Origin of the sequence: Enterobacter hormaechei ATCC 49162, from assembly GCF_001875655.1 — a bacterium.
In the GTDB taxonomy this organism is placed as follows: domain Bacteria; phylum Pseudomonadota; class Gammaproteobacteria; order Enterobacterales; family Enterobacteriaceae; genus Enterobacter; species Enterobacter hormaechei.
In genome coordinates this window covers 3395396-3416215 of sequence record NZ_MKEQ01000001.1, presented here as the reverse complement: position 1 = coordinate 3416215, position 20820 = coordinate 3395396, and the positions used below count along the sequence as shown (strand labels likewise).

20 protein-coding genes and 1 tRNA gene are annotated in these 20820 nt (G+C 54.4%); 8 read left to right on the top strand and 13 right to left on the bottom strand.

Going from position 1 to position 20820, the window contains the following annotated elements; genetic code table 11:
* Positions 1–39: 39 nt before the first annotated feature.
* Genes BH712_RS16990 through prmB form a run of 6 tightly spaced genes read right to left on the bottom strand, consistent with a single transcriptional unit; the run spans position 40 to position 4588 of the window.
* Positions 40–315, bottom strand: a complete 276-nt coding sequence (locus BH712_RS16990; protein ID WP_006811417.1) for a YfcL family protein — start codon at positions 313–315, stop codon at positions 40–42.
* A gap of 13 nt (positions 316–328) precedes the next feature.
* A complete protein-coding gene (locus BH712_RS16985) occupies positions 329–874 on the bottom strand; it encodes an elongation factor P hydroxylase (protein ID WP_006811418.1) in 546 nt (181 codons plus the stop codon).
* Positions 874–1683, bottom strand: coding sequence for a sulfite exporter TauE/SafE family protein (locus BH712_RS16980; RefSeq protein WP_003861386.1), 810 nt, complete (start codon positions 1681–1683; stop codon positions 874–876). Before BH712_RS16980 ends, BH712_RS16985 begins: the two co-directional genes overlap by 1 nt.
* Positions 1683–2507 carry a penicillin-insensitive murein endopeptidase gene (mepA, locus tag BH712_RS16975; protein ID WP_006811419.1) on the bottom strand — a complete coding sequence of 275 codons (825 nt, stop codon included), beginning with the start codon at positions 2505–2507 and terminating at the stop codon, positions 1683–1685. The genes BH712_RS16980 and mepA overlap by 1 nt, the downstream gene beginning before the upstream one ends.
* 2 nt (positions 2508–2509) lie before the next feature.
* Complete coding sequence (aroC, locus tag BH712_RS16970) at positions 2510–3595, bottom strand: chorismate synthase (RefSeq protein ID WP_006811420.1); 1086 nt, start codon at positions 3593–3595, stop codon at positions 2510–2512.
* Between the two features lie 60 nt (positions 3596–3655).
* Entirely contained in the window at positions 3656–4588 is a 933-nt protein-coding gene (gene prmB, locus BH712_RS16965) for a 50S ribosomal protein L3 N(5)-glutamine methyltransferase (protein ID WP_006811421.1), read from the bottom strand.
* Between the two features lie 145 nt (positions 4589–4733).
* On the opposite strand from prmB, the gene smrB reads away from it, so the two are divergent.
* The gene (gene smrB, locus BH712_RS16960) at positions 4734–5285 is read left to right on the top strand and encodes an endonuclease SmrB (protein WP_006811422.1); all 552 of its coding nucleotides are present in this window, start codon (positions 4734–4736) and stop codon (positions 5283–5285) included.
* Positions 5286–5332: 47 nt separating this feature from the next.
* Here smrB and sixA read toward each other — a convergent pair whose 3' ends face one another.
* From sixA to BH712_RS16940, 4 genes are all read right to left on the bottom strand, one after another.
* Positions 5333–5818: a phosphohistidine phosphatase SixA gene (sixA, locus tag BH712_RS16955; RefSeq protein ID WP_003861375.1), complete on the bottom strand. Its 486-nt coding sequence runs from the start codon at positions 5816–5818 to the stop codon at positions 5333–5335.
* A gap of 209 nt (positions 5819–6027) precedes the next feature.
* Entirely contained in the window at positions 6028–8175 is a 2148-nt protein-coding gene (gene fadJ / locus BH712_RS16950; RefSeq protein ID WP_006811423.1) for a fatty acid oxidation complex subunit alpha FadJ, read from the bottom strand.
* Positions 8175–9485, bottom strand: a complete 1311-nt coding sequence (gene fadI, locus BH712_RS16945; RefSeq protein ID WP_006811425.1) for an acetyl-CoA C-acyltransferase FadI — start codon at positions 9483–9485, stop codon at positions 8175–8177. Before fadI ends, fadJ begins: the two co-directional genes overlap by 1 nt.
* 238 nt (positions 9486–9723) lie before the next feature.
* Positions 9724–10008 carry a YfcZ/YiiS family protein gene (locus tag BH712_RS16940; protein ID WP_006811426.1) on the bottom strand — a complete coding sequence of 95 codons (285 nt, stop codon included), beginning with the start codon at positions 10006–10008 and terminating at the stop codon, positions 9724–9726.
* Positions 10009–10380: 372 nt separating this feature from the next.
* Between BH712_RS16940 and fadL the strand changes: the two genes are divergently transcribed.
* Positions 10381–11664, top strand: coding sequence for a long-chain fatty acid transporter FadL (gene fadL / locus BH712_RS16930; protein ID WP_032673980.1), 1284 nt, complete (start codon positions 10381–10383; stop codon positions 11662–11664).
* A gap of 44 nt (positions 11665–11708) precedes the next feature.
* On the opposite strand, the gene mlaA is transcribed toward fadL, so the two are convergent.
* Entirely contained in the window at positions 11709–12461 is a 753-nt protein-coding gene (gene mlaA / locus BH712_RS16925; RefSeq protein ID WP_003861365.1) for a phospholipid-binding lipoprotein MlaA, read from the bottom strand.
* Positions 12462–12775: 314 nt separating this feature from the next.
* Here mlaA and BH712_RS16920 point away from each other — a divergent pair, with 314 nt between their 5' ends.
* The 4 genes from BH712_RS16920 to ypdK all read left to right on the top strand — a co-directional run bounded on the left by BH712_RS16920 (position 12776) and on the right by ypdK (position 15556).
* Positions 12776–13705, top strand: coding sequence for a formate/nitrite transporter family protein (locus tag BH712_RS16920; RefSeq protein WP_017383457.1), 930 nt, complete (start codon positions 12776–12778; stop codon positions 13703–13705).
* A gap of 75 nt (positions 13706–13780) precedes the next feature.
* Positions 13781–13852 (top strand) — tRNA-Arg (locus BH712_RS16915).
* Between the two features lie 352 nt (positions 13853–14204).
* Positions 14205–15125, top strand: coding sequence for a kdo(2)-lipid IV(A) palmitoleoyltransferase (lpxP, locus tag BH712_RS16910; protein WP_139237277.1), 921 nt, complete (start codon positions 14205–14207; stop codon positions 15123–15125).
* Between the two features lie 359 nt (positions 15126–15484).
* Complete coding sequence (gene ypdK / locus BH712_RS24705; RefSeq protein WP_099458937.1) at positions 15485–15556, top strand: membrane protein YpdK; 72 nt, start codon at positions 15485–15487, stop codon at positions 15554–15556.
* 58 nt (positions 15557–15614) lie between these two features.
* Here the strand turns inward: ypdK and alaC are convergent, their stop codons facing one another.
* Positions 15615–16850 carry an alanine transaminase gene (alaC, locus tag BH712_RS16900; RefSeq protein ID WP_006811430.1) on the bottom strand — a complete coding sequence of 412 codons (1236 nt, stop codon included), beginning with the start codon at positions 16848–16850 and terminating at the stop codon, positions 15615–15617.
* A gap of 386 nt (positions 16851–17236) precedes the next feature.
* On the opposite strand from alaC, the gene BH712_RS16895 reads away from it, so the two are divergent.
* Together BH712_RS16895 and BH712_RS16890 are read left to right on the top strand one after the other, a co-directional pair.
* Complete coding sequence (locus BH712_RS16895) at positions 17237–18934, top strand: sensor histidine kinase (RefSeq protein ID WP_006811431.1); 1698 nt, start codon at positions 17237–17239, stop codon at positions 18932–18934.
* A 13-nt stretch (positions 18935–18947) separates the two neighbouring features.
* Positions 18948–19679, top strand: coding sequence for a LytR/AlgR family response regulator transcription factor (locus tag BH712_RS16890; RefSeq protein WP_006811432.1), 732 nt, complete (start codon positions 18948–18950; stop codon positions 19677–19679).
* Positions 19680–19714: 35 nt separating this feature from the next.
* Here BH712_RS16890 and glk read toward each other — a convergent pair whose 3' ends face one another.
* Entirely contained in the window at positions 19715–20680 is a 966-nt protein-coding gene (gene glk, locus BH712_RS16885) for a glucokinase (protein ID WP_006811433.1), read from the bottom strand.
* Between the last annotated feature and the right edge of the window lie 140 nt (positions 20681–20820).

The window sequence follows — 20820 nt, the reverse complement described above, 5'->3', positions numbered from 1 at the left end:
CCTCACCCTGACCCTCTCCCCAAAGGGGAGAGGGAAGATTTAGCGTTTGGCTTGCTGGAACAAGTTGTCCCACATGCCCAGCACTAAAGACTGGTCGCGCGGAGAGAGTTCCCCGGCCTGAATAGCGTTTTCCAGGCTGCGAGTGACTTCCGCGTGAACGGCGTCGGCAGAGTGATCGTCCCCGGCTTCCAGCGCGGCGACCGCCAGCGTCAGGTGACCACGCAGATAACCGCTGGCGAACAGCTCATCGTCACTGGCGTGTTCCACCATGTCATCAATTAACGCCAGAATGCGTGATTCAAATTCTGCGATCATCTTCTTTCCTCTGTTAAAGATCTTCCGGCCAAGGGAAGCATTCCGCCGTGATCTCCGGCGTGTGGTAATAATTCTGTAAAGCCCCGATCAGGCGCGCCGGACGTTCCGGGATGCCTTTCTCAAGATATTCCATCACCTGCGCATGAACGCGGCGCTGGAAGACGATACGGTCTGGCTCGAAGTCGCCTTCGAGATTGTCACAACTCACATTGAACGGGAAACCCGCCGCCACGCAGAACAGCCATTCCAGCGCCTGGGGTTTCACCTCCACATCTTCGAACTGCCCCTGGGTGGCGGCGTCGCGACCGTCCGGGCAGTACCAGTAACCGAAGTCCACCAGCTCGCGACGCGCTTTCCCCGCGATGCACCAGTGCGAAATTTCGTGCAAACCGCTGGCGTAAAAGCCGTGGGCAAAGATGATGCGGTTATACGGAACCTCGTCATCAGCAGGAAGATAGATCGGTTCGTCGTCGCCTTTAATCAGACGGGTATTAAAATCTTCAGCAAAACAGCTATCGAAAATCTCAATCAGCTGTTCATATTTATGCGTACTGTTCATTAGTTCATCCCCAGCCAGGTGAGGATCTCCTGTCCATGGCTGTCATAAAGAAGTTTGGCGCTCATCACCGCCGAGACGACAACAATCATCGGACGGATCAGCTTTTGCCCTTTGCTTAATACCAGACGCGAGCCTGCGCGCGCGCCCAAAAACTGCCCTGCCATCATCACAAAGCCGGTCGCCCAGATAACCTTGCCACCAATGATAAACAGCAGCAGACCGCCAACGTTGGAGGTCGCGTTGAGAACTTTAGCGTGGGCGGTGGATTTGGCGAGGTTAAACCCGGCCAGCGTCACGAACGCCAGCGCATAAAACGAGCCAGCCCCCGGGCCAAAGAATCCGTCGTAAAAACCGACGCAGCCACCGGCAATCAGCGCAAACGGCAGGCCGTGAAGACGACGCTGTCGATCTTCTTCCCCGAGCTTTGGCATCAGTAAGAAATAGAGGCCGATACAGATAACCAGCAGCGGCAGGATCTGGCGCAAAATATCGGACTGCACGTGCTGGACCAGCAGCGCACCCGCCGTCGAGCCAATAAACGTCATCAGGATATTGAGCTTCTGATCGGCGAGATTCACCACTTTGCGCCGAATGAAATAGAGCGAGGAGGAGAGCGAGCCGCCACACGCCTGGAGTTTGTTGGTGGCGAGCGCCTGGGCTGGACTCATGCCTGCCGCCAGCAGCGCGGGCACGGTGAGCAACCCGCCGCCGCCTGCCAGGGCATCGATAAATCCGGCTAACATCGCAACAAAAAAGAGCACCGCCAGCAGCAGCGGTGACACCATGAACAGATCGACGAAATTATCCATTAAAGTACATGCTCATCCAGTAGCGCCTGGCAGGAAGGCGGCAACGGAGGCGGTGTCTTCTTCTCAGGCTTAGAGGTTCCAGGCTTAGCCGGTTCAAACCAGCTTTGCAGTTCGTAACCGCAACCATCGCCAGGCGGTGGCAGCGGCTGATCTTCACATTCCAGGCTGTTCGCCGGGCAGCGCAGGCGAACATGCATATGCGCCCGGTGCTGGAACCACGGGCGCACTTTACGCAGCCAGTCGCGATCCGTTCCCGCATCGAGGCAAAGCTGCTGCTTGATAGCCGGGTTAACAAAGATCCGCGTGACGTCGTTATCCTCTGCCGCCAGCTTAATCATGCTGGAAATTTCCGGCGACCATCGCGAGGCGACGACCCGTTTACCGTCGGCCGAGACCAGATCCAGCGCCTGCGGTTTCAGTAACTGCGCCGAACTCCAGCGCGTTTTCGGCAATTGCAGGAAGATATCCACATCCAGTCCGGTCTGGTGGCTGGCGTGACCGCCGTTGAAGCGACCACCGGCAGGCATCCCCATATCGCCAATCAGCATCGTCCCCAGCCCCAGGTTATGCACCTGGTTCCCAAGACGCTGAATAAACAGCAGCAGATCGGGATGACCGAAATAACGGCGCTGATCGGTACGCATCACCTGATACCTATCTGACTGCAACGGCAGCGCCTGCGCACCGACGATACACCCGTTGGAGAAAGCGCCAATGGACTGCGCGCTCCCCGCCACCGGGTGAGTGATTTTCTGCCACGGCGTGGCGGCCTGGCTTGCTCCACTGGCCAACAGCGCCAGCAGCGCGATTGCGGTTTTTTTCATAGTTACCAGCGTGGAAGGGTGGTCGTCACATCCGCATTCTGCGCGCGCTGGCGCAGGAAGTGATCCATCAGCACGATCGCCAGCATCGCTTCGGCGATCGGCACCGCGCGGATCCCCACACACGGATCGTGACGCCCTTTGGTGATCATCTCAACTTCTTCGCCAGCGCGGTTAATCGTGTGGCCCGGCACGGTAATGCTTGAGGTTGGCTTCAGCGCAATATTGGCAATAATCTGCTGTCCGCTGCTGATACCGCCGAGAATACCGCCCGCATGGTTGCTCTGGAAACCCGCCTTCGTGATTTCGTCGCGGTTCTGGCTGCCGCGAAGCGCCACCACGTCGAAGCCGTCGCCAATCTCTACGCCCTTCACCGCATTGATGCTCATCAGCGCGTGGGCGATATCGGCGTCGAGGCGGTCAAATACCGGCTCGCCCCAGCCCGCCGGGACGCCGTCGGCTACCACGGTGACTTTCGCGCCAATGGAGTCGCCCTCTTTTTTCAGGCCACGCATCAGCTCGTCCAGCGCGTCCAGCTTATCCGCATCGGCGCAGAAGAACGGGTTAAGTTCTACCTGATCCCAGTCTTTGATCGCCAGTGGAATGTCACCCATCTGGGTCAGACAGCCGCGGATAACGATGCCGCATTTCTGCTGGAGATATTTTTTGGCAATCGCCCCTGCCGCCACGCGCATCGCGGTTTCACGTGCGGAAGAGCGCCCGCCGCCGCGATAGTCGCGAAAACCATATTTTTGCTCGTAGGTGTAATCGGCGTGGCCCGGGCGGAAGACGTCTTTAATCGCACCGTAGTCCTGAGAGCGCTGATCGGTGTTTTCAATCAGCAGACCGATGCTGGTGCCGGTGGTGCGGCCCTCAAAGACGCCAGAGAGAATTTTGACCTGGTCCGGCTCGCGACGCTGCGTGGTGTAGCGAGAGGTTCCGGGACGACGACGATCGAGGTCATGCTGTAAATCGGCTTCGGTCAGTTCGATGCCTGGCGGGACGCCATCAACGATACAACCCAGTGCCAGACCGTGCGACTCGCCAAAGGTGGTCACACGGAATACCTGTCCAATACTGTTTCCTGCCATCACGGCTCCGATGTTGTTGTTTGTGTTTGAGCGTTGTGAAACGGGCCGAAGCCCGCTGGATTAATCTTTGTAAATGCTGAAGTATTCGCGTGCATCAAGCAGCTGCGCTTTAGTCAGCATAAAGACGCCGTCACCGCCGTTGTCGAACTCAAGCCAGGTGAACGGCACATCCGGGTACTGCTCTATCAGATGTACCATGCTGTTGCCCACTTCACAAATCAGAACGCCGTCGTCGGTCAGATAATCCGGCGCGCAGGCCAGGATGCGACGGGTCAGCTTCAGGCCATCAGAACCTGACGCCAGGCCCAGCTCCGGCTCGTGACGGTACTCGTTCGGCAGATCGGACATGTCTTCTGCATCCACGTACGGCGGATTGGTGACGATCAGGTCGTATTGCAGCGTCGGCAGGTCGCGGAACAGGTCAGAGCGGATAGGCGTGACGTGATGGATCAGCCCGTGCTCTTCGATATTGTGTTCGGCGACGGCCAGCGCGTCGGTGGAGATATCGACGGCGTCCACTTCCGCTTCCGGGAAGGCGTACGCGCAGGCAATCGCGATGCAGCCGCTGCCGGTGCACATATCGAGAATGTGCTGCGGCTGATGGTTAATCAGGCCTTCAAAGTGGTTGTTGATCAGTTCACCAATCGGCGAGCGCGGCACCAGCACGCGTTCATCGACATAGAACTCGTGGCCGCAGAACCAGGCTTTGTTGGTCAGGTAAGCTACCGGAATACGCTCGTTCACGCGACGGATCACGCGCTCAACGATGCGGTGTTTTTCACTGGAGGTCAGGCGCGCGGTGCGCATGTCTTCCGGAATATCCAGTGGCAGGTAGAGAGACGGCAGCACCAGCTGAACGGCTTCGTCCCACGGGTTATCCGTACCGTGACCGTACCAGATATTGGCGGCGCTGAAGCGGCTAACCGACCAGCGCAACATGTCCTGTATGGTATGCAGCTCGTTTACTGCTTCATCGACAAAAATTTTATCCACTCTTTCCTCCAGGGCATGCTCGCATAATTTTCGGCGGCTAGTTTGCCATGAAGACGGCGATAAATCAGCAATGACACGTACCGCTTGAGGTTAAAAAATGCGTTTAGTCGGGTACACTATCGGAAATACGAGATGAGAATGACGAATGAAAAAGAAAACATCGCTCAGCGAGGAGGATCAGGCTCTCTTCCGTCAGCTGATGACCGGGACGCGTCAAATCACGCACGACACCATTGTCCATCGCCCGCAGCGTAAAAAAGTCAGCGAGGTACCGGTCAAACGGTTGCTTCAGGAGCAGGTCGATAACAGCCACTATTTTTCAGATGAGTTTCAGCCGCTGCTTAATACTCAGGGTGCGGTGAAATACGTGCGCGAAGACGTCAGCCATTTTGAACTGAAAAAATTACGCCGGGGAGATTATTCGCCGGAGCTGTTCCTCGATCTGCATGGGTTGACCCAGATGCAGGCGAAACAGGAGCTGGGGGCGCTGATCGCGGCATGTCGTCGCGAGCATGTTTTTTGCGCCTGCGTGATGCACGGCCACGGCAAACATATTCTCAAGCAGCAGACACCGCTGTGGCTGGCTCAGCATCCACACGTCATGGCTTTTCATCAGGCGCCAAAAGAGTACGGCGGAGATGCCGCATTGCTGGTACTGATTGAAGTGGAGGAGTGGCAGCCGCCGGAATTGCCCTGACAGGATGGCGGGAGGCGCCGTCGCACCCCGCCATATCGCACGTCACGTCAGATCGCTTTTGCCATCTTCAGGTTGCACGGACTCATTTGCCAGTTAAAGACCCCTTTGCCGGTTTCGTCGAGGGTGACATTGGCAATGGCGGACGTCGTGAACATCGGTGGCGTTTCGCCCGGGCACAGCTCAGATACCAGATAGCCGACCAGCGGCAGGTGGGAAATGACCAGTGCGGAAGCGACACCTTCATTGCACAGCGCCTGAAGATAAGCACTGACAAGACCGACATCGCCACACGGCGTGAGTTCAGGGAGAACATCCACACTGGAAGGCAGGTTCATACACTCCCCTACCACATCCAGCGTCTGTTCTGCCCGCAGGAACGGACTCACCAGAACGCGTTCAATGTCCACTTTTTGACCTTTAAGCCATGTCGCCATCTGACGGGATTCGTCACAGCCACAGACGGTTAAAGGACGTACTGAGTCACTGGCGGCATCGAGTGCCGCGTCGCCGTGACGCATGATAAAAACTTGCATATTGCACCGCTTTTGTTAACCAGAATCACCGGCGTTAACTACCCGCGATTAATGCTCTGAGGTAGAAAACCCGATGGTCGGGCATTGTGCCTGATCCATTCGGTGAATGAAACGCTGTTTTTTACCTCAATGGCGTAAGTATAGTCAATCTCTGTTTACAATTTCGCCAGAACAGGTTCATTCACCACAGGATTTACCCTTCTTTGACTTCAGTTTACGCAATCAGTTTCCCTTGCGGGCCAGAATGTCTGAGCCCGTTCCGCCATCTGCAATAATTCGTCACACGGGGTAAACCGTGGACCGTATTGCGAGGCCAGACGTTGCAGGATCGCAACCACTTCACCCGCCCCGAGGGTATCCATATACCGGAACGGGCCGCCAAGGAATGGCGGAAAACCGATACCAAACACGGCGCCGATGTCGCCGTCGCGCGCGCTTTTGATAACCTGCTCACCAAAGCAGCGCGCCGCTTCATTGAGCATCATCATCACACAGCGCTCAGCACACTGAACCGCCGACAGTTTTCCCTGACCCGTAACAGGAATAAGCGCATAAACTGAAGGGTCGATCTGTTTCTTGCTTTTACGCCCTTTCGCGGCGTAAAGATAGAAACCGCGTTCATTTTTTCTGCCTTTGCGATCGTCCTTCAAAATTGCAGAAACAACGTTTGCAGGCGGCGCAAAACGATCGCCATATGCGGCTTCCAGCACAGGTATAATTTTAGTGCCGGTGTCTATTCCCACCTCATCCAAAAGTTGGATTGGACCGACGGGGAAGCCAAACTTTACGAGCGCCTCGTCGACGTGCTCGATTTTCTCCCCTTCCGTCAGCAACCGCATCGCTTCGTTAATGTACGGCGCCAGAATGCGGTTAACGTAGAAGCCAGCTTTATCCGCGACCACAATGGGGGTTTTGCCCTGCTTTTTCGCCAGCTTCACCACGGTGGCAATAGTTTGTGGACTGGTTGTGGCATGCGGGATCACCTCCACCAGCGGCATTTTTTCGACAGGGCTGAAATAGTGCAGCCCTATCACCTGCTCCGGGCGCGCAGCTTTCGCCGCGATGTCGCCGATCGGTAAAGATGAGGTGTTTGACGCGAAAATGGTGTGCGGCGCGCAGTGCTGCTCAACGTCCGCCACCATCTGCTGCTTAAGGGCCAGATCTTCGAACACGGCTTCAATAACCAGATCGCGATGTGCGAACCCACTGTAATCGGTAGTGCCAGTGATCATCGCGAGGGTTTTATCGCGTTCACTGGCCTTGATATGGCGGCGTTTCACTTTGCGATCAAGGTTCTGCCAGCTGTACTGCAACGCGTGGTTGATGCCCTTAGGGTTGATATCTTTGATACGTACGGGCAATTTGCCTTTGCTGGCGGTGACAAACGCGATGCCGCCGCCCATCAGCCCACCACCCAGAACGCCAACGGCGCGCAGCGGAGCCGGTTCAGCTTCGCTGCCCGGATCTTTTTTCACCTCTGTGCTGGCAAAGAAAATACTTCGCAACGCCTGCGACTGCGGCGTCATCGCCAGCTCGCCAAACGCTTTCGCTTCCGCGGCATAACCGCTGCTGCTCCCCTGGGATAAACCGGTTTCAATCACCTCCAGAATGCGCGTCGTTGCCGGATAGTTCCCTTTGGTTTTTTGCCCGGTTTTTTTACCCACCCTATTGAACAGCAGCGCGCGGCCCAGCGGCCCGGCGAGGATACGCTCGCGCACCGGCAGGGGACGTTTCGCCTGACGACCTTTCAGCGCCCGCTCAACGGCGGCTTCAAGCAAGATTGTGTGCGGAACGACCTCATCAACCAGACCCGCCTTTAACGCCTGACGGGCGCGCAGCTGTTTACCGGTTAAAATCATCTCCAGCGCCGTACTGACGCCCACCAGACGCGGCAGGCGCTGCGTTCCACCAGAACCGGGCAGCAACCCAAGCTGTACTTCCGGCAGTCCGAGCACCGTTTTCGCATCGTCGGTACAAATGCGGCTGTGGCAGGCCAGCGCCAGCTCAAGCCCGCCGCCCAGACAGGCCCCGTGGATCGCGGCGACAACGGGTATCGACAGCGCATGGATCTCCGCCATCACCTGCTGTCCCTGACGCGCCAGATCTTCGGCTTCCTGAGCGCTTGTCGCGCGGGCGATCATGTTGATATCCGCCCCGGCAATAAAGTTGTCCGGCTTGCCCGAAATAAACACCAGACCACAAATGGCTTTGTTTTCGCGGATCTGTCTGAGCATCGCACGCACCTGAACGCCGAACTCGGCCTTCAGGGTATTCATCTTTTCGTCGGGCACATCAATGGTGATAACGGCCACGTTATCGAGGCGAACAGCCAGGTTAAATGCAGATGTCGTTTCCATTATTCAGCCTCCAGAACCATTGCTGCACCCAGGCCGCCCGCCGCACACGCGGTGACGAGACCAAAACCGCCGCCACGCCGACGCAGCTCGTGCAAAGTCTGGGTGATCATTCTCGCCCCGGTTGCCGCAAACGGATGACCGTAGGCAATGGAGCCACCCAGCACGTTAAATTTACTCTGATCCACTTCACCTGTGGCATGTGCGCGGCCCAGCACGTCGCGGGCAAAGCGCTCGCTCGCCATAAGCTGCACGTTTGCCAGCGTTTGCGCGGCAAAGGCTTCGTGCATATCAATCAGCGTGAGATCGGAGAGCGTTAGCCCTGCGCGATCCAGCGCCAGCGGCGTGGACCAGGCCGGACCGAGCAGCATGTCCTGCCAGACATCAATGGCGGTAAAGGCGTAGCTGCGCAAATAGCCCAGCGGCGTGATGCCCAGTTCTTTCGCCCGGGATTCAGTCATCAGGATCACGGCGGCGGCGCCGTCCGTCAGTGGCGTACTGTTAGCTGCGGTAACTGTACCGTGTTTACGGTCAAAGGCCGGGCGCAGCTTCGCATAATCCGCCAGCGTGGAGGTGCCGCGAATGTTGTTATCTTCTGAGAGTGGTTCACGGTAAGGCGGCACATAGGCGGTCATCACTTCGTCGGTCAGTTTGCCTTCCGACCAGGCTTTCGCTGCCAACTGATGTGAACGATGCGCCAGCGCATCCTGCTGCTCTCGGGTGATACCGTAGGTTTTTGCCATCTGTTCAGCGGTATCCCCCATGCGCAGGCCGGTGGAGTATTCCGCAACGGCAGGTGGCACGGGCATGAGATCGCGCAGGCGTAAACGCGAAAAGAGTTTGAGTTTCGCGCCGGTAGTGCGGGCTTTGTTAGCATCCACCAGGATGCGGGCCAGCTGTTTGCTGACGCCGATGGGCAGCACGGATGAGGAATCCGCGCCTCCGGCGATCCCCGCGCGAATGGTTCCCGCCATCAGGCTTTCCGCCACGTTCGCCACTGCCTGGAAACTGGTGGCGCAGGCGCGGCTGACGCTGTAGGCATCGGTGTGAACATTCATGCCTGTGCCCAGCACGATTTCACGCGCGATATTGGGCGCTTCCGGCATTTGCACCACCTGGCCGAATACCAGTTGCTCAATAACCTCTGGCGGGATCTCGCTGCGAGCCAGCATCTCCCCCACCACCATTTTTCCCAGATCGACAGCCGGTATACCGTGAAAGGCTGTTGCCTGACGCGCAAACGGCGTACGTAACCCGCTGACAATGGCAATGCGGTCACCGTGTCGGGTGATAAGCGGTAATGCCTGACTCATAACACTCCCCTGTAAAAAAATTTTGCGCGCACACTAAGTGGTCTGACCTGATAATAGTCTTAACTATTTTTTTACATTCAGCCAATCGGGGAAGCGAAAAATTGCGAGCTAAGGCACAGAGAAGAAAAAGAAAATGCCCCGAGGTAAAAGCAAAACGGTAACCCGTAGGTTACCGTTTTTAGTGTTTGCGCCCTCTCCCGTGGGAGAGGGTTGGGGTGAGGGCACCAGGCCGCAGGAATTAACGCAGGCCTAACTGGAAAATCAGCGTTTCCGCTTCGCAGGCGAACACAAAGTCGATATCCAGCTGCACGCCACCATCCACTTCCGTGAAGGTGGATTTGATTTCGCACGGATCGGATTCAACTTCACGCGCGCGCTGGCTCAGCGCGGCCAGCGTCTCTTCCGCTTCGGCGCGGTTAGGGAATACGCGGCTGTAAGAAGCGGTGCAATCGGTGTTGTCCATGATGGTGCCAACATCCATACAGCAGCAAACCGGGGTTTCATCAGCACTGCATTTACTCATAGCTCAATTTCCTCTGTATTCGCGCAGGGCGCGAGAAAAACACGATGCAGCTATTTTACGCCCCCTCGCGAGCCCCCTCCAGCCGTTAATGGCGCAAAATCGGATAAGTGACCAATATCACACTAAAAAATGATCTAAAACAAAATTCACCTTTTCAGATGAATCGCACTGGTCACAATTTTGCCAACCAGATCTCGTTTCAAGAAACATATCTGAAAATATTAATAAACAAACTTGCAACATCACAGCTGGTCAGACCTATACTCTCGCCACTGGTCTGATTTGTATGTCATACCTCAGACCCTACACTTCGCGCTCCTGTTACGGTATGTAACAATTATTGAATAAAAATAACTCAATGAGGTTATGGTCATGAGCCAGAAAACCCTGTTCAAACAAACTGCTTTAGCAGTTGCAGTGGCAATCGTCTCAACGTCCGCCTGGTCAGCGGGCTTCCAGTTAAACGAATTTTCTTCCTCTGGCCTTGGCCGTGCGTATTCCGGGGAAGGTGCGATTGCCGATGACGCAGGCAATGCGAGTCGTAACCCGGCGCTGATCATGATGTTTGATCGCCCTACCTTCTCTGCCGGTGCGGTTTACATCGATCCTGATGTCAACATTTCTGGCAAATCACAGTTCACCGGCGCAGATCTGAAGGCGGATAACATTGCGCCGACGGCGTGGGTACCTAACCTGCACTTTGTTGCGCCGATTAACGAACAGTTTGGTTGGGGTGCCTCTGTTACCTCTAACTATGGCCTGGCAACGGAGTTCAATAACAACTATCCAGCCGGGGAATACGGCGGTAAAACCGACCTGACCACCCTGAACCTTAACCTGAGCGGCGCTTATCGTCTGAACGATAACTGGAGCTTTGGTCTGGGCTTTGATGCTGTCTACGCCGATGCCAAAATCGAGCGTTATTCCGGTGAGCAAACCGCTGCACTGCCGAAAAACAGCAATAAAATTGCCAGCCTGAAAGGTGATGAATGGGGTTACGGCTGGAACGCCGGTATCCTGTACGAACTGGATAAAAACAACCGCTGGGGTCTGACCTATCGCTCAGAAGTGAAAATTGATTTCGATGGCGATTACAAAAGCGGCATCCTGAGCCCAGTCAACGGCATGGTGCCGGGCGCAGGCACCACCATTCCATGGGGTACCTCGAATCAAACCGTACCGGGTTCACTGTCGCTGCATCTGCCAGAAATGTGGGAAGTCTCCGGTTACAACCGCGTTGCGCCGCAGTGGGCAATTCACTACAGCCTGGCGTACACCAGCTGGAGCCAGTTCGAGGAGCTGAAAGCCACCGGCACCAACGGCCAGACGCTGTTCTATAAAGACGAAAGCTTCCATGATGCTTACCGTATCGCGCTCGGTACGACCTATTATATGGATGACAACTGGACGTTCCGTACCGGCGTAGCATTTGATGACAGTCCGGTACCGGCAGATAAACGTTCTATCTCGATTCCGGATCAGGACCGTTTCTGGGTGAGTGCGGGGGCAACCTACGCGTTCAACGAGAATGCTTCTATCGACGCGGGTGTGTCGTACATGCATGGACAGAAAGTGACCTTCCAGGAAGGCCCTTACGAGTTTACCTCTGAAGGTAAAGCCTGGCTGTTTGGTACCAACTTCAACTACGCGTTCTAATCCCGACACAATTAAAAAAGGTGAGCGTTGCTCACCTTTTTTATTTATTCCGAATCGATATCTTTTAATTCATTCTCGATGGCTTTCGCGTTCGGATTATCTTCCGGCTTCAGCTTACCGCCGTTGGCAATAAAGTCATGGTTCTGGAAGTAGGCCTCGCGCACCATGATGTAAGGATCGGAAGACTGGCGCAGCAGACCGTCAGAGTCCAGCAATTGCGCACGGGTTTCAATTCCTTCCACGGTCCATTTACCAATCGACAGCGGCCAGGTGAGCCATGACAGCACCGGATAGAGGGTATCCACCATGTCGCCGCCATCATCACGCACGGTGAAGCTGCCGTAGAATGGCAGGTGCACATACGGACCATAGCCTACGCCATAATGCCCCAGCGTGCTGCCGAAACGGTGCGGCTGTTCACGCTGTAGTTTCGGGTTTGCCATGCCTGCGACGTCAATTAAGCCGCCCATACCCAGCAGGGAGTTCAGGAAGAAGCGGGTGAAATGCACCATCCCCTGATACGGGTCGCCCTGGAGGAAGTAGTTCACCATGACCGCTGGCTCTTCCAGGTTACTGGTAAAGTTGCTCAGCCCGTTACGCGCTGGCTGCGGAACGTAGTCACGCCATGCCACGGCAACCGGACGAACCAGATACGGATCCAGCACATTATAGTTAAAGCTGTACATTGAACGGTTAAATCCTTCGAGAGGATCGGAGCGTCCCGTTTGCTCGCCAGAGCTGGCGCAGCCCACAAGCATTGTTACGCCCAGCGCAAGCGCCGACAGCCGAAGCTTCATAAATTTCTCCCTGTTCAATATGGCTATCGTTGAATGCCATCTGTGACGGAGCCTGTGACGCTCCGTCTGAAACGTGCAAGTGATTGTAACAGCACGCTTACCGATGTCTACGAGGACGATGACGACCCGCTCGTGTCATCACGCTAATTTCAGCATAGCCTGTCTTTAAGAATTCGTTTCGCTGGCAATTTTATATTGGCTTTGAAAGCGATGTCTCACCTTTATTGCCATTTTCAGCAATTTAAGAGCATCCCCACGGGCAAGGCGCTAAAAGCCGCTACGCTTAAATGAGCGATTACCCCGAAGGAGTTGTTATGAAAGACATTAGCGAAGAGAAAATTGGCGAAAGCAAAGAGGAACATGAGATTGAAAGTGAGGAGAAAGACCGGGGAGAAGAGATAGAAGTCGATGAAGATCGCCTGCCGTCGCGCGCCATGGCTATTCATGAGCATATTCGTCAGGACGGTGAAAAAGAGATGGAGCGCGATGCAATGGCCCTGCTGTGGTCGGCCATCGCAGCCGGTCTGTCTATGGGCGCGTCACTGCTCGCAAAAGGGATATTTCACGTTCAGCTTGAAGGCGTGCCGGGCGGTTTTTTGCTGGAGAATTTAGGCTACACGTTCGGCTTTATTATCGTCATTATGGCGCGACAGCAGCTTTTCACGGAGAACACCGTCACTGCCGTACTGCCCGTCATGCAAAATCCGACCCTTGGTAATTTCGGCTTACTGATGCGCCTGTGGAGCGTCGTACTGCTGGGGAACCTCATCGGTACGGGCATCGCTGCCTGGGCCTTCGAGTATATGCCAATATTTGATGAACCGACCCGTGATGCATTCGTCAAGATTGGGATGGATGTGATGAAAAACACGCCGGTTGAAATGTTCTCTAATGCCATTATCTCCGGCTGGATAATCGCCACGATGGTCTGGATGTTCCCGTCAGCGGGCAGCGCGAAAATCGTGGTGATTATCCTGATGACCTGGCTTATCGCACTCGCCGATACCACGCACATTGTTGTCGGAACCGTTGAAATCCTTTATCTGGTATTTAACGGCACACTCCACTGGAGCGACTTTTTCTGGCCGTTCGCCCTGCCTACCCTCGCAGGCAACATTTGTGGCGGCACCTTTATTTTTGCACTACTGAGCCATGCGCAAATCCGTAATGACATGTCCAACAAACGGAAGGCCGAGCTTAAGGCGCAGGAAAAAAAGGATAAAACAGCCGAAAAATCGGCGTGAACGGTGACTCTTTGACCAGTCAGGCGGCAATGCGCTTAACGAAAAGTGTAAATAACGCTATACTCTTGCCGCTTCGTCCCCTTAGTTAAATGGATATAACGAGCCCCTCCTAAGGGCTAGTTGCAGGTTCGATTCCTGCAGGGGACACTTCTGCTTATCCTTATACTTCTCTATTCAGATTCACCCAGTCCTTAGCATGCCGATTCCCACATTGCTTCCGGCTACGATTGCCTTCCCCCTCTTCCGTGGCGTGGTTCTTCATTATTTATTACCTGAGCAAAATCAACCCACTCCGTAACTGCCGCTTTTTTAATCAAAAACGAGTGATAGCTCATAATGTATAACGGTGCTACATTATGCCGCCCACCCAAGTCAGCAATGGCCAGGCAACGTCGTAAAGAACGGTAAAGCCTGCAACCATGACCTCGTCCTACGGTCTCAATGGCACGTGGTATCGCGAAGTCTGCGCTACCTTCACAGGCTTCACATAGGTTCCACTATTTTGTCTCAATCCAAATTTCAGCGGGCGTTTCTGCACCCGCGCTACTGGTTTACATGGTTCGGCCTTGGCGTGCTTTGGCTGCTGGTTCAACTTCCTTATCCCGTGATCCGTTTCCTGGGTTCGAAGCTCGGCAGCGCATCGCGTCACTTCCTTAAGCGTCGTGAGTCCATTGCCCGAAAAAATCTCGAACTTTGCTTTCCGCATTACAATGCGCAGCAGCGTGAAACGCTGATCGCGGAAAACTTTAAATCTATTGGTATGGCGCTGCTTGAAACCGGTATGGCCTGGTTCTGGCCTGACGAGCGTGTCCGTAAATGGTTCGACGTGGAAGGTCTGGATAACCTGAAACGTGCCCAGCTGCAAAAACGCGGTGTGATGGTTGTGGGTGTGCATTTTATGTCGCTTGAGCTGGGCGGCCGCGTTATGGGTCTTTGTCAGCCAATGATGGCAACCTATCGCCCGCACAACAGCGCGCTGATGGAATGGGTACAAACGCGGGGTCGCATGCGTTCAAATAAGGCGATGATCAGCCGTAACAATTTGCGCGGTATGGTTGGCGCCCTGAAAAAAGGGGAAGCCGTCTGGTTTGCTCCGGATCAGGATTACGGCCCTAAAGGCAGCAGCTTTGCTCCTTTCTTTGCGGTTAAAGATGTCGCTACGACGAACGGCACCTTTGTGATTTCACGTCTCTCAGGCGCCGCCATGTTAACGGTGACCATGGTCAGAAAAGCGGATAAGTCAGGCTATCGCCTGCACATCTCCCCAGAAATGGCGAACTATCCTGAAGATGAGAGTGAAGCCGCGACCTTTATCAATAAGGTCATTGAGTTTGAGATTATGCGCGCACCTGAGCAGTATTTGTGGATGCACCGCCGCTTTAAAACCCGTCCACTGGGCGAAGCCTCACTCTATATCTGACCCCTCCTGGAGGTTAGTTTCGCTAAGAAACTAACCTTTTCAAACACCTGTAATCGCAGTGCGTCACGGCTTTTATCAACCGTCGCTCAACAGGCATTTATTGCGTGCTGAAATCAAACTGTCGCCGTTCCACGACACCCGTAAGTATAGGAAATTATTTAAAAAAATGCCTCTTGTCACCCCTGAAATTTAGGCGTACATTAGCGCCGTCTGGCGACAGGAAAGCACAGAATTCAGAGCTGAAGTTAGCGACGTAACGGGATAATTCCGATTTCCCCTTTCGTATGATTTCAACTCTCTATACTCAGTTGGACTCTGTTTTTTTAATGCGTACCGGAAGATACGCGGAGCGATGAAACGTGAAATATTTCTTTATGGGCATTTCGGTTATTGTTTTAGTTTGGGCCGGAACGTTTGCTCTGATGATCTAGTTAAGAAAATGCAGTCAAAAAAACAGGCGCCGTTGGCGCCTGTTTTTTTTGGTGTCCGTTACGACTCGGGTTGTTCCGCGACGCTCTTCCCTGCAAGCAGGCCATCCGCGCGGAACATACTTTTAATCCCCCGCACTGCCTGACGGATACGGTCGCTGTTTTCGATCAGCGCGAAACGCACGTGCGTATCACCGTAGTCACCAAAGCCAATGCCTGGAGAAACGCAAACCTTCGCGTCCTGAAGCAGTTTTTTGGCAAATTCCAGAGACCCCATCGCCGCATACGGCTCAGGGATTTTCGCCCAGACGTACATGGAGGCTTTAGGCATTTCCACCATCCAGCCAGCTTCATGAAGCCCTTTAACCAGCACGTCACGGCGGCGTTTGTACTGGGCGGCAATATCAAGCACGCACTGCTGATCCCCTTCCAGCGCGGCGATGGCTGCAACCTGTAACGGCGTAAAGGTGCCATAGTCATGGTAACTTTTAATCCGCGCCAGGGCGCTCACCAGCGTTTTGTTTCCCACCATAAAACCAATTCGCCAGCCCGCCATGTTGTAGCTTTTCGACAGGGTGAAAAACTCAACCGCCACATCACGGGCACCCGGCACCTGCATAATTGACGGCGCTTTCCAGCCATCATAAACGATATCGGCATAGGCGAGATCGTGTACCACCAGCACGTCGTAACGCTTAGCCAGCGCAACCACTTTCTCAAAAAATTCGAGTTCGACGCATTGTGCCGTTGGGTTGGACGGGAAACCGAGGATCATCATTTTCGGCTTCGGATAGCTTTCACGAATCGCTCGTTCCAGCTCGTTAAAGAAGTCGACGCCTTCCACCAGGGGGACAGAGCGAACCTGCGCGCCGGCAATCACCGCCCCATATATATGGATCGGGTAGCTCGGATTCGGCACCAGCACGGTATCGCCGTGATCCAGCGTCGCCAGCATCAGGTGGGCCAGCCCCTCTTTGGAGCCGATGGTGACAATTGCTTCACTTTCAGGGTCGATATCCACCTGATAACGATCCTGATACCAGCGAGAGATCGCCCGACGTAACCGGGGAATGCCGCGTGAGGTTGAATACCCGTGCGTATCAGGACGCTGAGCCACCGTGCAGAGTTTCTCAACGATATGCGGCGGCGTTGGGCCGTCAGGGTTACCCATGCTGAAATCAATAATGTCTTCGCCGCGCCGACGCGCAGCCATTTTCAGTTCAGCAGTGATATTGAAAACATAAGGGGGGAGACGATCGATACGCGTAAAACGGCGTTCAGGACTGAATTCAGCCATAGATTCCTCAGAGTCACGTTAGCGCCCGGACCGTCCGAGCGACGCTGCCACCTGTGTGGCATGCTGAGAAAATAACCTGAAGAAAAAGGCGCTGTCGAGAGGATAACGCCAAAACACGATATTGCGCTAAAACGGGAATGCGATAGTAGTGAAAAGCGGAACTCTTATCGCGAACAGGCAGTTTTTAGCGCTACGATTTAACACGGTATTTTCAGTATTGTTACCTGACTTTTCCCCCTGAACGGAAAAGCACCGTCTTTCGGGCAAACGCCAGCAATCCCCTTTGAGAATTATGGTTTTTCCGCATTTGATAAATCTGACGGATAGCTGGTCATCAGGCCCCATGTTTTCTATCATAGATTTTTCCCGTTTTCCCAGGCCTGACCGTGCACGAAATCTTCAATATGCTCCTGGCGGTGTTCGACCGCGCGGCATTAATGCTGATCTGTCTCTTTTTCCTCATCCGCATCCGCTTGTTCCGCGAACTTTTGCATAAATCTGCTCATTCGCCAAAAGAGCTGCTGGCCGTCACGTTTATCTTTTCGATGTTTGCCCTGTTCAGCACCTGGTCCGGCGTGCCGGTAGAAGGCTCGCTGGTGAACGTGCGCATCATTGCGGTGATGTCAGGCGGGATCCTCTTTGGCCCCTGGGTCGGGATTATCACAGGCATTATCGCTGGCACCCATCGATACCTGATTGATATTGGCGGCGTGACGGCCGTCCCCTGCTTTATCACCAGTATTATTGCGGGGCTGCTTTCGGGCTGGATTAACCGCAAAATCCCGAAAAAGCAGCACTGGCGTGCGGGGATTATCGCGGGGATGATCTGCGAAACGCTGACCATGATCCTGGTTATCGTCTGGGCGCCAACCATCGCGCTGGGGCTGGATATCGTCTCGAAGATCGGTATTCCGATGATCCTCGGGAGCGTCTGTATCGGTTTTATCGTGCTGCTGGTGCAAAGCGTGGAAGGCGAAAAAGAGGCCAGCGCCGCGCGTCAGGCCAAGCTGGCACTCGATATTGCCAACAAAACGCTGCCGCTTTTCCGACACGTTAACGCCGAATCTTTACGTCAGGTTTGCGATATCATCCGCCGGGATATTCACGCCGATGCGGTCGCCATCACCAATATTGACCACGTGCTGGCCTACGTTGGCGTCGGTGAGCACAATTATCGCGACAGCGACGATACCATCAGCCCGACCACCAGACAGGCGATTAATTACGGAAAAATCATCATTAAAAACAATGATGAAGCCCATCGAACGCCAGAGATCCACTCGATGCTGGTGATCCCGCTGTGGGAAAAGGGCGTGGTCACGGGCACGCTGAAAATTTACTACTGCCATGCACACCAAATCACCTCCACCCTCCAGGAGATGGCGATTGGCCTGTCGCAGATCATCTCCACCCAACTCGAAGTTTCGCGTGCGGAGCAACTGCGTGAGATGGCAAATAAGGCAGAGCTGCGTGCCCTGCAAAGCAAAATCAATCCCCATTTTCTGTTTAACGCGCTGAACGCTATTTCGTCCTCTATCCGTCTGAATCCGGATACCGCCCGGCAGTTAATTTTTAATCTGTCGCGCTATCTGCGCTACAACATTGAGTTAAAAGACGACGAGCAGATCGACATCAAAAAAGAGCTGTATCAAATCAAGGATTACATCGCGATTGAGCAGGCACGCTTTGGCGATAAGCTGACGGTCATTTACGATATTGATGAAGAGGTCAACTGCGTGATCCCAAGCCTGCTGATCCAGCCGCTGGTAGAAAACGCCATTGTTCACGGTATTCAGCCGTGTAAGGGCAAAGGCGTGGTAACAATTAGCGTAACGGAAAGCGGTAACCGCGTGCGCATCGCCGTGCGCGACACCGGGCACGGCATCGATCCGAAAGTCATCGAGCGCGTCAAATCAAACGAAATGCCGGGCAATAAGATTGGGCTGCTGAATGTACACCATCGGGTCAAGCTGTTGTACGGTGATGGTCTGCACATTCACCGCCTTGAGCCGGGCACCGAGATTGCTTTTTATGTTCCGAATGAACGAACGCCCGTTAATGCCCCCCTGCCCTTGTTGCCGTAGGCCGGAGTAACAGATGAAAGTCATCATCGTAGAAGATGAAATTCTGGCTCAACAGGAGTTGAGCTGGCTTATCAAAACCCACAGCCAGATGGAGATTGTTGGCTGTTTTGAGGATGGTCTGGACGTGCTGAAATTTTTGCAGCATAACCGGGTCGACGCGATTTTCCTCGATATTAATATTCCGTCGCTGGACGGCGTCCTGCTGGCGCAAAATATTAATCAGTTCGCCCACAAGCCATTTATTGTGTTTGTCACCGCGTGGAAAGAGCATGCCGTGGAAGCCTTCGAGCTGGAAGCTTTTGACTATATTCTGAAGCCGTACCAGGAGTCGCGGATCATCAGCATGCTGCATAAGCTGGAAACCGCGTGGCAACAGCAGACACTACCCGCCAGCGCCAGCCCGGTAGCGCGGGAAAACGACACCATTAATCTGGTGAAAGACGAACGGATCATCGTCACGCCTGTCGACGATATTTACTATGCTGAAGCGCACGAAAAAATGACGTTTGTCTATACGCGGCGTGAATCCTACGTCATGGCAATGAACATCACCGAATTTTGCAATAAACTCCCGGCCGCTCACTTCTTCCGCTGCCACCGCTCGTTCTGCGTCAATCTGAACAAGATCCGCGAAATCGAACCCTGGTTTAATAACACCTATATTTTGCGTCTGAAGGATCTGGATTTTCAGGTACCTGTAAGCCGCAGCAGAGTGAAAGAGTTCCGCCAGCTCATGCACCTGTAGTGCGTTCCCTCTCCCGCAGGAGAGGGGGACGGGCATCAGAGGATCTGACCCAGTACCTGACGCAGATGCGCGCCGGAGCCCAGTAAGCCTGGGTTGTCGTGGACAATCAGGTAAACAGGAATGTCCTGGACATAGCTCTTGAAGCGGCCTTTGTCTTCGAAGCCGCCACGGAAGCCGGAGGCGGTAAAGAAATCAAGGAAGCGCGGCACGATCCCGCCCGCAATGTAGACTCCGCCAAAGGTGCCAAGATTCAGCGCCAGGTTGCCACCGAAACGTCCCATGATGACGCAGAACAGCGACAGAGCACGGCGGCAGTCAATACAGCTATCGGCCAGCGCGCGTTCGGTCACATCTTTTGGTTGCAGATTTTCCGGCAGACGACCGTCTGATTTCACAATCGCCCGGTACAGGTTCACCAGACCCGGGCCAGAAAGCACGCGCTCGGCCGACACGTGTCCAATCTCGGCGCGTAGCTCCTCAAGAATAATGCCCTCTTCTTCGCTGTTCGGCGCAAAATCCACGTGACCGCCCTCGCCCGGCAGGCTCACCCAGCGTCTGTCGACGTGGACCAGATGCGCCACCCCCAGACCGGTGCCAGCACCGTAAACGGCAATGGGTTTGCCTTCAACCGGCGCTGTACCGCCGAACTGAATCAGATGCTCTGGTTTAAGCATTGGGATAGCCATGGAAACCGCAGTGAAGTCGTTGATAATTTCCAGATGCGAGAAGCCGAGGTTTTTCTGCATTTCGGCAATTGAGAAGGCCCACGTGTGGTTGGTCATCGCCACCCAGTCGCCGGTGATCGGACAGGCGATGGCGATACAACCGTCTTCCACGCTCACTTTATGCTCTTCCAGATAGACGCGAACCACCGCTTCCAGGCTTGGGTAATCCAGCCCTGAATAGGTTTTCGCCTGAGAAATTTCACCGCTGTTTACATCGCACAGGGCAAGGCGCGCGTTGGTGCCGCCTACATCACCTACCAAAGCATACTTTGTCATTCTTCTACTGCTCCGCTAAAGTCAGAATAAATCTTTGGGACACTGTAAATTCAAGGCGTGATAACAACAACGACCAGAAGGTGACTGCCCATGGATTATCGATCTTCGTCACATAATAACTTTACCGTTTCAGCACCTTT